Origin of the sequence: Fusobacterium mortiferum ATCC 9817 (assembly GCF_000158195.2) — a bacterium.
Lineage (GTDB): Bacteria > Fusobacteriota > Fusobacteriia > Fusobacteriales > Fusobacteriaceae > Fusobacterium_A > Fusobacterium_A mortiferum.
Genome location: NZ_GL987993.1, coordinates 273,756 through 284,705 on the forward strand (window position 1 = coordinate 273,756; position 10,950 = coordinate 284,705).

General features: G+C 32.7%; 7 protein-coding genes, 3 rRNA genes and 1 other annotated feature. Of the genes, 7 read left to right on the forward strand and 3 right to left on the reverse strand.

Going from position 1 to position 10,950, the window contains the following annotated elements:
* Positions 1–89 precede the first annotated feature (89 nt).
* Positions 90–222: a sequence feature (16S ribosomal RNA rRNA prediction is too short), on the forward strand.
* Between the two features lie 157 nt (positions 223–379).
* Both FMAG_RS09610 and rrf read left to right on the forward strand, forming a co-directional pair.
* Positions 380–3,291, forward strand: a 23S ribosomal RNA gene (locus tag FMAG_RS09610).
* A 194-nt stretch (positions 3,292–3,485) separates the two neighbouring features.
* A 5S ribosomal RNA gene (rrf, locus tag FMAG_RS09615) occupies positions 3,486–3,602 on the forward strand.
* 74 nt (positions 3,603–3,676) lie between these two features.
* Here rrf and FMAG_RS09620 read toward each other — a convergent pair.
* Both FMAG_RS09620 and FMAG_RS09625 read right to left on the reverse strand, forming a co-directional pair.
* Complete coding sequence (locus FMAG_RS09620) at positions 3,677–5,050, reverse strand: short-chain fatty acid transporter (protein ID WP_005886250.1); 1,374 nt, start codon at positions 5,048–5,050, stop codon at positions 3,677–3,679.
* Positions 5,051–5,080: 30 nt separating this feature from the next.
* A complete protein-coding gene (locus FMAG_RS09625) occupies positions 5,081–5,773 on the reverse strand; it encodes an MgtC/SapB family protein (RefSeq protein ID WP_005886251.1) in 693 nt (230 codons plus the stop codon).
* Between the two features lie 179 nt (positions 5,774–5,952).
* On the opposite strand from FMAG_RS09625, the gene FMAG_RS09630 reads away from it, so the two are divergent.
* Genes FMAG_RS09630 through FMAG_RS13405 form a run of 4 tightly spaced genes read left to right on the forward strand, consistent with a single transcriptional unit; the run spans position 5,953 to position 9,365 of the window.
* On the forward strand, positions 5,953–6,684 hold the full coding sequence (locus FMAG_RS09630; RefSeq protein WP_005886253.1) for a response regulator transcription factor: 732 nt from the start codon (positions 5,953–5,955) through the stop codon (positions 6,682–6,684).
* Positions 6,685–6,697: 13 nt separating this feature from the next.
* The gene (locus FMAG_RS09635) at positions 6,698–8,422 is read left to right on the forward strand and encodes a HAMP domain-containing sensor histidine kinase (protein WP_005886255.1); all 1,725 of its coding nucleotides are present in this window, start codon (positions 6,698–6,700) and stop codon (positions 8,420–8,422) included.
* Between the two features lie 14 nt (positions 8,423–8,436).
* Positions 8,437–8,793, forward strand: coding sequence for a type 2 periplasmic-binding domain-containing protein (locus FMAG_RS13400; protein ID WP_050795448.1), 357 nt, complete (start codon positions 8,437–8,439; stop codon positions 8,791–8,793).
* Positions 8,784–9,365 carry a tripartite tricarboxylate transporter substrate-binding protein gene (locus tag FMAG_RS13405; protein WP_050795449.1) on the forward strand — a complete coding sequence of 194 codons (582 nt, stop codon included), beginning with the start codon at positions 8,784–8,786 and terminating at the stop codon, positions 9,363–9,365. Before FMAG_RS13400 ends, FMAG_RS13405 begins: the two co-directional genes overlap by 10 nt.
* A gap of 34 nt (positions 9,366–9,399) precedes the next feature.
* Here the strand turns inward: FMAG_RS13405 and FMAG_RS09645 are convergent, their stop codons facing one another.
* The gene (locus tag FMAG_RS09645; protein WP_005886257.1) at positions 9,400–10,566 is read right to left on the reverse strand and encodes a class I SAM-dependent rRNA methyltransferase; all 1,167 of its coding nucleotides are present in this window, start codon (positions 10,564–10,566) and stop codon (positions 9,400–9,402) included.
* 238 nt (positions 10,567–10,804) lie between these two features.
* On the opposite strand from FMAG_RS09645, the gene FMAG_RS09650 reads away from it, so the two are divergent.
* Positions 10,805–10,950, forward strand: a 16S ribosomal RNA gene (locus FMAG_RS09650); the annotation flags it as partial.

The following is a 10,950-nucleotide window of genomic DNA, read 5'->3' on the forward strand; positions in this document are numbered from 1 at the left end:
GTACTCTGCAACTCGAGTACATGAAGTTGGAATCGCTAGTAATCGCAAATCAGCTATGTTGCGGTGAATACGTTCTCGGGTCTTGTACACACCGCCCGTCACACCACGAGAGTTGGTTGCACCTGAAGTAGCAGGCCTAACCGCAAGGAGGGATGCTCCGAGGGTGTGATTAGCGATTGGGGTGAAGTCGTAACAAGGTATCCGTACGGGAACGTGCGGATGGATCACCTCCTTTCTAAGGAGCAATACTTTCTCTATTCTATTGATAATGTTCTTACATTATCTAATGGACATTGGAAACTATATAGTAAATCAGATAATACAATTTAACTCTAATTTTTTAATAGAGTTAGCTGTCAATCAATATTTAAAAACTAAAGGTTAAAATAATTAAGGGCACATAGGGAATGCCTAGGTAGTAAGAGCCGATGAAGGACGTGGTAAGCTGCGATAAGCTCAGGGTAGTTGCAATCGAACGTTGATCCTGAGATTTCCGAATGGAGCAATCCGCTAAGTTGAAGACTTAGCACGAAAGAGGGTACCGCGTGAACTGAAACATCTAAGTAACGCGAGGAAAAGAAAGTAAAAACGATTCCCCAAGTAGCGGCGAGCGAACGGGGATGAGCCCAAACCGCATAAATGCCAAGGATGCAGCCGTTGTTTATGCGGGGTTGTGGGAAGAACCACGAGGAACTGCAACGTACTCAACAATGTTAATGACTGAACTGGAACTAGTTGGAAAGCTAGATCGTAGAAGGTGATAATCCTGTACAGGTAAACTCATTAACTTGTCCGTTCTCTCCCAAGTAACATGGAACACGAGGAATTCTGTGTGAATCTGCGAGGACCATATCTCGTAAGGCTAAATACTCTTACTAACCGATAGCGTATAGTACCGTGAGGGAAAGGTGAAAAGAACCCCGGGAGGGGAGTGAAATAGAACCTGAAACTATGTGCTTACAAGCGGTCAGAGCCCGCAAGGGTGATGGCGTGCCTTTTGGAGAATGATCCTGCGAGTTACGTTCAGTGGCAAGGTTAAGTTTAACGGAGCCGAAGGGAAACCGAGTCTGAACAGGGCGATTTTAGTCGCTGGGCGTAGACGCGAAACCTGGTGATCTAAGCCTGTCCAGGGTGAAGCTGTGGTAAGACACAGTGGAGGCCCGAACTCACCGCCGTTGAAAAGTTGGGAGATGAGGTAGGTTTAGGGGTGAAAAGCCAATCGAACTAGGAGATAGCTCGTTCTCTCCGAAATGCATTTAGGTGCAGCCTTGAGTGTTTAATTATGGGGGTAGAGCACTGAATGGACTAGGGGGCGCATTGCTTACTGAATCCAATCAAACTCCGAATACCATAATTCAAGAGCTCAGGAGTGAGACTATGGGAATTAACTTCCATTGTCAAAAGGGAAACAACCCAGACCACCAGCTAAGGTCCCTAATCATAACTAAGTGGGAAAGGAGGTGGAGATTCATAAACAACCAGGAGGTTGGCTTAGAAGCAGCCATACCTTTAAAGAGTGCGTAATAGCTCACTGGTCGAGAGTCTCTGCGCCGACAATGTAACGGGGCTAAGTTATGAACCGAAGCTGTGGAATTGCGCAAGCAATTGGTAGGAGAGCGTTCTGTAGGCCGTTGAAGGAGAAGCGTAAGCAACTCTGGAGGTATCAGAAGTGAGAATGCAGGAATAAGTAGCGAGAAGGGAGGCGAGAATCCTCCCCGCCGGAAGACCAAGGTTTTCAGGGTAAAGCTTGTCTTCCCTGAGTAAGCCGGGACCTAAGCCGAGGCTATAGTGCGTAGGCGAATGGAAAACAGATTAATATTTCTGTGCCAGTCATATTTTGTGATGGAGGGACGTAGAAGGGTATGTACGCGGAAGAACGGTAGTTTCCGTAAAAGCATGTAGAATGACTTGATAGGTAAATCCGTCAAGTTAGATTTGAGGTGTGATATATAGTCGTAAGATGAATGTACAAATCCCACGCTGCCGAGAAAAGCTTCTAACGTTAAGGTATGACTGCCCGTACCCGAAACCGACACAGGTGGTCAGGATGAGAAATCTAAGGCGGACAGGCTAACTCTCGTTAAGGAACTCTGCAAAATTGCCCCGTAACTTCGGGAGAAGGGGTGCCCCTGAGTGTGAGCATACACGCGATGTTAAGCGCTTGGGGGTCGCAGTGAAGAGGCTCAAGCAACTGTTTAACAAAAACACAGGTCTATGCTAAGCTGTAAGGCGATGTATATGGGCTGACACCTGCCCAGTGCCGGAAGGTTAAGAGGAGGAGTGAGAGCTCCGAATTGAAGCCCCGGTGAACGGCGGCCGTAACTATAACGGTCCTAAGGTAGCGAAATTCCTTGTCGGGTAAGTTCCGACCTGCACGAATGGTGTAATGATTTGAGCGCTGTCTTGACGGGAGGCCTGGTGAAATTGTATTACCGGTGAAGATACCGGTTACCTACAGTAGGACGGAAAGACCCCATGGAGCTTTACTGTAGCTTGGTATTGGGTTTTGGCATTGCATGTATAGGATAGTTGGGAAACTATGATGGTATGGCGCTAGCTATATCGGAGTTGTCGGTGGAATACCAACCATTCAATGTTGAAATTCTAATCTGTGGTTTGGAGCCACGGAGACAGTGCTAGGTGGGCAGTTTGACTGGGGCGGTCGCCTCCGAAAGAGTAACGGAGGCGTTCAAAGGTTCTCTCAGGTTGGATGGAAATCAACCGCAGAGTGCAATGGCATAAGAGAGCTTGACTGCGAGACTGACGGGTCGAGCAGGTGCGAAAGCAGGACATAGTGATCCGGCGATTCCGAATGGAAGGATCGTCGCTCAACGGATAAAAGCTACCCTGGGGATAACAGGCTGATCCTACCCGAGAGTCCATATCGACGGTAGGGTTTGGCACCTCGATGTCGGCTCATCGCATCCTGGGGCTGGAGAAGGTCCCAAGGGTTGGGCTGTTCGCCCATTAAAGCGGTACGTGAGCTGGGTTCAGAACGTCGTGAGACAGTTCGGTCCCTATCCACTGTAGGCGTTAGAATATTGAGAAGATCTGTCCTTAGTACGAGAGGACCGGGATGGACAAACCTCTGATGTACCAGTTGTCACGCCAGTGGCACAGCTGGGTAGTCACGTTTGGAACAGATAACCGCTGAAAGCATCTAAGCGGGAAACTGACTTCAAGATAAGTATTCTTTAAGACTCCTTCGAGCCTAGGAGGTAGATAGGTTGGGGGTGTAAGGGCTGTGAGGCCTTTAGCTGACCAATACTAATAAGTCGAAGTTTTAACCTTCAAATAATCAAGAAGTAACGAAGTTACGACTATGATTATTTAGACGCAGATGACTGAAAGGAATCAGCGTTACCTGATATTACTATATAGTTTTGAATGTTCCATTAAATAAAGAGTAACAAAGTTACGATTATATTAAATGAGACACAGATGAGTGAAAGAAATCTGTGCTACATTAAAAGAAGTTAATAATGCTTGGTGAGAAGAGCTACGGGGGTACACCCAGAAACATTCCGAACCTGGAAGTTAAGCCCGTAAACGCTGAAAGTACTTGGAGGGAAGCCTCCTGGGAGGATAGGAACTTGCCAAGCTTTTTTATTTATTATTAGCTAAATTAAAAACACCCAAAATCTTATTATTAAGATAATGGGTGTTAATTTTTTATTTAACTATAAAGCTTTGCCCAAAGATAAATTCCAATTGCAAAAACAATACCACTAGCTATTGTAATGATACACATAAATCCCATAATATCTTTAGCTTTTAAATTAGCTACGGCTAATGCAGGTAAAGCCCAAAATGGTTGAATCATATTAGTCCATTGGTCTCCCCAAGCGATAGCCATTGCAGCAATATTAGTTGGAACTTTTAGATATTCTGCAGCATTCATAACAATAGGTGCTTGAACACTCCACTGACCTCCACCAGATGGAACAAAGAAATTAACAATTCCAGCAGAAAAGAATGTAAATACTGGGAATGTATATTGATTTGAAATATTTACAAAGAAATTAGATATTAAACTTGCTAAACTAATTCCTTCAGCATTTGTGCAAGTCATAATTGCCATAATCCCTGCATAGAAAGGATATTGTAAAATAACTCCAACAATAGAAGAAACAGAATCTTTAAGAGCATCTAAATAATTTTTTAAATTTCCATGTAAGAGAATTCCTAAGAAAAGTAATATCATATTTACAGAATCTCTACCTAATCCATTTAAAATACTTTTTCCTTCGGCTATATAGTTACCGAAATAATAAAATATATATGCCCATCCTAATAAACAAGTTAAAAGCCAGAGAATTTTACTATGCTCTATCCTATCTGCAGGAGTTTTAATTTTATATTTTTTAGGACGATATTCTTCTCCAAGAACACTGCTATCAACTATTACTGCATCTTTTTCATTAGGAAGCATAGCTATATTTATAATACACATAGTACCAATACAAACAATAGCAGTAATAATATTAACTGGATGAAAAATAGTTGAAGTGATATCAGATTTTATAGTTTTTCCTGCAATATCAAAACCTGTAGAGATAGTAAGAGGAATGGAACCCGATAGTCCTTGGTGCCAAATAATATAACCAGAATATGCAGAAGCTATTAATAATCTATAATCAATAGTTTTTAACTTTTTAGCAATAGCTTTAGCTAAAAGAGCTCCAGCTATAAGACCAAGTCCATAGTTTAGCCAACTAAAAATAGCAGAAAATGTTACTGTTAAAACAATAGCTCTTTTATTATTAGTTGCATATTTTACAATTCTATTTACTAATTTATTAAAAATCTGAGTTTTAGCAAGAGTTGAACCAAAAACAACAATACAACCTGTTTGCATAGAAAATTTTAAAAGATTCCAAAATCCATCAGAAAAATTTCCCCAAGCTTTAAGAATTTCTAAAGGTGTTTGATGAGTAAAAACAATAGCTGCTACATATACTACAAAAGTGAGTATTATAGCAAAAAGAAAAGGGTCAGGTAAATATTTATCCACAAGTTTAACACAAAAATTTGTAAATTTTTTTAACATATTTCCTCCTAAAGATAAAAGGATAAAATTCTAGAAGTTTTGTATTTCAGAAATATTAGAAAATTTTGTTAATTCACTAATAGCTTTTATTCTATTTAAATTTTTAGGCAGAATAAGAGTATATATAATTTTTTTAGAATTTTTTTCTTTTTTAAATTTTTTTACTTTAATATTATGATGTAGAAAAAAATCAAAAGTATTTTTAATATCATCTTCTATATTATTATCTTCTGTATAAGTAATAATAATAGTTTTATAAATAACTTCAATTTTTTTTAAAGTTATTAAAACAATTAAAACAACAATTCCTGTAATAATTGTTAATCTATAAAATCCCCATCCTATTCCAAGTCCTATGCACCCTGTAACCCAAACTGAAGCAGCTGTAGTTAGTCCTGCTATTGTTTTTTCTTCTCTAAGGATTGTTCCAGCTCCAAGAAATCCTATTCCACTAATTACTTGAGCCCCTAAACGACCTAAATCTGTTTTTAAAACCTGAGAGCTTAAAGGATTTTCTATTGCATAGTTTAATAGATTAATTTTTAGTTGTTCTTGAATAAGAGAAATTAGAGTTGCTCCAAGACAAACTAAAATATGGGTTCTAAACCCAGCAGCTTGATTATTACTTCCTCTTTCATAACCAATTATTCCTCCAATTATTGTTGAAAGAAATATACGAAGAATAATAATATGAAGTGATAATTCTGTGATAGAGGAATTCATTATATCACCACCCTTTTTTCAGATTAAAAATATTAATTATATTAATTATGTTAATTATTAGAAATTTATTATAACACATAAGAACAAAAAAATAAAGAAATTTTAATAGGAAATTTTTATTTTTATTAATTTTTTATTAGTTAAAATATGTTATAATAATAATAAAAATGGAGTTGAATATGAAAAAGAAAATTTTAGTAATAGATGATGAAGAACATATTTTAGAGCTTTTAAAAATAAATTTAGAATTTTCTGGTTATGATACTTATGCTTATGACACTGGAAAAGATGTTTTAGAAATAATTGAAAAAACAAATCCTGATTTAATTCTTTTAGATTTAATGTTACCAGAAATAGATGGAATAGAGATATGTAAAAGAATAAGAAGAAATCCTAAATTTAATAAAATAAAATTATTGATATTGAGTGCCAAATCTGATGAGATAGATAAAATTTTGTGTTTAGAGATAGGAGCTGATGATTACATAACTAAACCTTTTAGTTTAAGAGAATTATTAGCAAGAATAAAAGCTATATTTAGAAGAGTAGATTTTGAATACGATAATACTGTAGAAGTAATGAAAAAAATAGATGAAAAAAAAGAAAATATTAAAGAAGAGATAATATATTATAAAGATTTAAAAGTAGATTTAAAAAAAGGAGAGATATATAAAGGAGAAATAAAATTAAATTTGACAACTAAAGAATTTAAATTATTTAGTTTTTTATTACTTCATAAAGGAGAAGTATTATTAAGAGAAAATATAATTGAACAAGTATGGAAATTTGATAATAACAATAGTAGATCTTTAGATGTTCATATAAGAAAATTAAGGATAAAATTAGGAGATAAAAATAATTCTTATTTAGAAACTATTAGAGGAATTGGTTATATGGTACCTTTAGAATAAAATTGGAGAATGAATGAGAAAAAAGTTTTTAACTGTATGTTTTTTATTAATTTTTATAATTTCTTTATCAATAGGTTTGATTGTTAATAAAAGAGTAAAAGATAACTATATTGAAATGGAAGTAAAAATGGGGCTATCCCAAGTTAATCTAATTAATATGTATTTTAGTAGAAGGACTGAAATTGAAACCCCATTATATAGATTAGCACAGGTTCTAGAAAATAAATCCGAATATAGAGTAACATTTGTAAATGAAGAAGGAATCCCAGTTGCAGATTCACAAGATAATAGTATAATCTTAGAAAGTAATGGGAAAAAATATAATATAAAGGAGAAAAATGGAAATTTTCCTTACTATAAAATAGTAAAATCATTAAGTAAAGATGTAGAAGTATTAGAAATATATACTGAAGTATTTAATTTAAATGGAAAAAAGATTAGATTAGTTTTTTCTAAAGAATTAAAATTTTTAAAAGATTTTCAAAAAAATATAATAATAACTATATTATTAGGAATAGTTATAGCTGGAGTAATTTCTTTTATTTTATCTTTAATATCTATAACAAGAATAATAACACCTATTTTAAGTTTAACAAAAATTGCTAGAAAAGTAGCTTTAGGTAATTTTAGAGAGAGAATTTTTATATCTTCTGGAGATGAAATTGAAGAATTAGGAAGAACTTTTAATTTTATGAGTGAAAAAATAGAGTCATTATTAAATATAGTTGAAGAAAAAGCTAAAAATTTGCAAAATATAGTTGATAATTTACAAGCAGCAATAATTGTAACAGATATTGATGGGGATATAATACTAATTAATAAATATGCTGAAAAAGAATTTTTTTTGAAAGAGGAAAAAAAGAATATTTTTTATCAAGAGAATTTTATTGAGTTTAGAAAAATAATAGAGAATAAAATAAAAAATAAAGATAGGAAAGAAGAAAAAATAATATGTAAAGACAAGGTATATAAGCTAAAATTAGACTTCATTTATGAAAAGGAGTTGCAGGTATTATTAGTCATTGAAGATATAACAGCTATAGAAAAGACAGAAAGTTTGAGAAGAGAGTTTGTCTCAAATGCTTCACACGAATTAAAGACACCAATAACTATAATAAGTGGATTTATAGAAACTATAAAATTAGGACATATAAAAGATGAAAAACAATTAAATCATTTTGTTGAAATAATGGAGAAGGAAGTAAAAAGGCTAGCTTTATTAACAGATAATTTATTACATTTGTCTAGAGCAGAAAAAATTTTAGCTGAAAACAGTGAAGAAAAAATACTTAATTTGAAGTTATTACTTGAAGAGATTAGAAAAAGTTTTTTTAATATAGCAGAAAGAAAAAAAATAGAAATAGAGATAAAAGCTGATGACAAGGAAATAAAAACAAAATTATCTAATGAATGGTTTAGAACTGTTATTGGAAATTTAATTGATAATTCGATAAAATATAGTAATAATGATAGTAAAATAGAATTAATAGGATATATTAAAGGAGAGTATTTATCTATTACTATAAAAGATGAAGGGATAGGAATTCCTAAAGAAGAATTAGAGAATATTTTTAGAAGATTCTATAGAGTGGATAAATCAAGAAATAGAAAAATAGAAGGAAATGGACTAGGATTAGCCATAGTGAAAAATATGGTATATAGTATAAATGGAAAAATAAATATAGAGAGTGAAGTAGGACTTGGAACTAAAATAGTTTTAGAGTTTCCCTTATTATAAATAGAGGTGGGGATATGACAAAAACAAAGTTAAAGGTTTTAATAGTGATTATTATATTGATTTCTTTTGTTATAGTAGTAAAAAATAAAAAGATAGAAAATTATCCTCAAAATACTATTGATGTAATAATAGCATATAAAGAAGGTGGAGGTACAGATATAGGAACACGATTACTATTAAAGAAAATTCAAAAATCTTTTCCAATTTCATTTAATATAAAAAATATACCTGGTAAAAATGGAGGAATAGGCTATAGTACTATATTGGGTGCGAAGCCAGATGGATATACAATAGGAGTTATAAACTTTCCTAATTTTTTAAGTCTTTCTCTACAAAAAAAATTGAATATTCAAAAGATGATATGGAAATAATAGCAAATTATATTTATGATTCAGGAGTCTTAATTGTAAATCTAAATAGTAAGTGGAAAAATTTAGAGGAGTTTATACTTGAAGCAAAGAAAAATCCGAGAAAAATAACATTAGGAAATAATGGGATAGGGATGTCAAATCATCTAGGTGGAATAATGTTAGAAAATGAAGCTGGAATAGAGTTTATACATACTCCATTTAGCAGTAGTAGTGATATTTTAGAAGCTCTAGAAAAAGGCTATATAGATGCAGCAATAGTAAAAATAAGTGAAGTAGGAGATGTTAATAGAAAATTTCAAATATTAGCTTCTTTTACAGAAGAGAGATTAGAGAGAATAGGAGATATTCCTACATTAAAGGAAAAAGGTTATGATGTAATATTTGGTTCAACAAGAGCATTTGTTGTACCTAAAGGAACACCTAGACAAATTTTAGAAAAGCTTCGTGAAATATTAAAAAAAGGTATACGTTCTTATGAGAATATAGAAAACTTTAAAAAAATAGGACTAAATATAAAATATATTGAAGCAGATGAGATGAAAAGTTGTATAGAAGAAGAGGAAAAAAATTGACAACTAAGGAGGTATAAAATTTATACCTCCTTAGTTATATTATTCTAACTAGAAATCCTTTTAGATACTCTGTTTCAGGAACAGAAACCGAAATAGGATGGCAAGAACTTTGGTGAAGTTGGTGAATAATAGTAGCTTTTACACCTGCATCTTTAACAGCATAAGCAAGAGCCATTCTAAGGTCATTACTAGTAACTGCTCCACTACAACTATATATAGCAAGTAATCCACCTTTATTAGTTAATTTTATTCCATTTAAAATAATATCTTTATAGGCTTTTAAAGCTTTATCTAAATCTCTCTTACTTGGAGCTAATTTAGGAGGATCTAAGCTGACAATATCCCATTTTCTATTTTCTTTTACTAAATCTCTTAAAATATTAAAAATATTCCCTTTGATAAATTCTATATTATTATAATTCTTTAAATTTTTTTTTGCAACATTTAAAGCATCTTCACTTATGTCAATTAAAGTTGCAGAATTAGCTCCATTACTCATAGCATGAAGTGAGAAACCACCAGTATAACTACAAACATCTAAAAAGCTTTTTCCTTTTGCTAGTTTTCCAATTAAAATTCTATTTTCTCTTTGATCAGAATAAAATCCTGTTTTTTGCCCTTTTAAATCTATAATAAAATTTGCCTTTCCTTCAAATATTTCTATTGTATCTGGAATTTCTCCCCATAAAACTTGAATTTTTTCAGGAAGTCCTTCTAATTTTCTACCATCACTTTCACTTTTCTCATATATTCCTTTTAGATTAGGAATATTATTAATCAAAGCTTGGATGATCAAATCTTTATCTTTTTCCATACCTAGAGTTGAAATTTGAATGACAACATATTCATTAAAATAGTCTACAATTAAACCAGGTAAAAAATCAGATTCACTATGAATTAGTCTAAAAGCATTACTTTCAATATTAAGTGAATTTCTTAAAGTAAAAGATTGTTTAATTTTATCATTATACCAATTTAAGTCAATAGATTTATTTTTATTATGTTCAAGCATACGAACTGTTATTTTAGAATTTTTATTATAATGTCCGTATCCAATAAATTCGTCTTTATAATTAAAAACTTCTACAACACTACCTGGAATAACATTTTGTTCTATTTTATCAATAGCTCCAGAATATATCCAAGGGTGTCCACTTAACCATAATTTTTCTCTATCTTTTTTTAGAAAAACTTTTTTCAATATATCACTTCCTTATAAAAATCTACTAAAAATATTATACCATAATTTTTTTAAAAAATATAAAAAAACTATTGACGAAATTTAATATATATGATAATATATATCTTGTCCGTGAGAAAGCGTGACAAACAACTAATAATAAAAGGACATTAGCAACAGAATAGAGAAAGACAATTAATGCAAACACAACAATAAATTGGTGTAAAACAATCAGTAAATTTTACTGAGTTATATAGATTGAACGAAGAGTTTGATCCTGGCTCAGGATGAACGCTGACAGAATGCTTAACACATGCAAGTCTACTTGATCCTTCGGGTGATGGTGGCGGACGGGTGAGTAACGCGTAAAGAACTTGCCCTGCAGTCTGGGACAACATTTGGAAA

Bases quoted from the DNA above. Each gene is read 5' to 3' on its own strand.
- FMAG_RS13405 (WP_050795449.1), top strand. From the start codon at position 8,784: ATGGAAATAATAGCAAATTATATTTATGATTCAGGAGTCTTAATTGTA.
- FMAG_RS13400 (WP_050795448.1), top strand. From the start codon at position 8,437: ATGACAAAAACAAAGTTAAAGGTTTTAATAGTGATTATTATATTGATT.
- FMAG_RS09635 (WP_005886255.1), top strand. From the start codon at position 6,698: ATGAGAAAAAAGTTTTTAACTGTATGTTTTTTATTAATTTTTATAATT.
- FMAG_RS09620 (WP_005886250.1), bottom strand. From the start codon at position 5,050: ATGTTAAAAAAATTTACAAATTTTTGTGTTAAACTTGTGGATAAATAT.
- FMAG_RS09630 (WP_005886253.1), top strand. From the start codon at position 5,953: ATGAAAAAGAAAATTTTAGTAATAGATGATGAAGAACATATTTTAGAG.
- FMAG_RS09625 (WP_005886251.1), bottom strand. From the start codon at position 5,773: ATGAATTCCTCTATCACAGAATTATCACTTCATATTATTATTCTTCGT.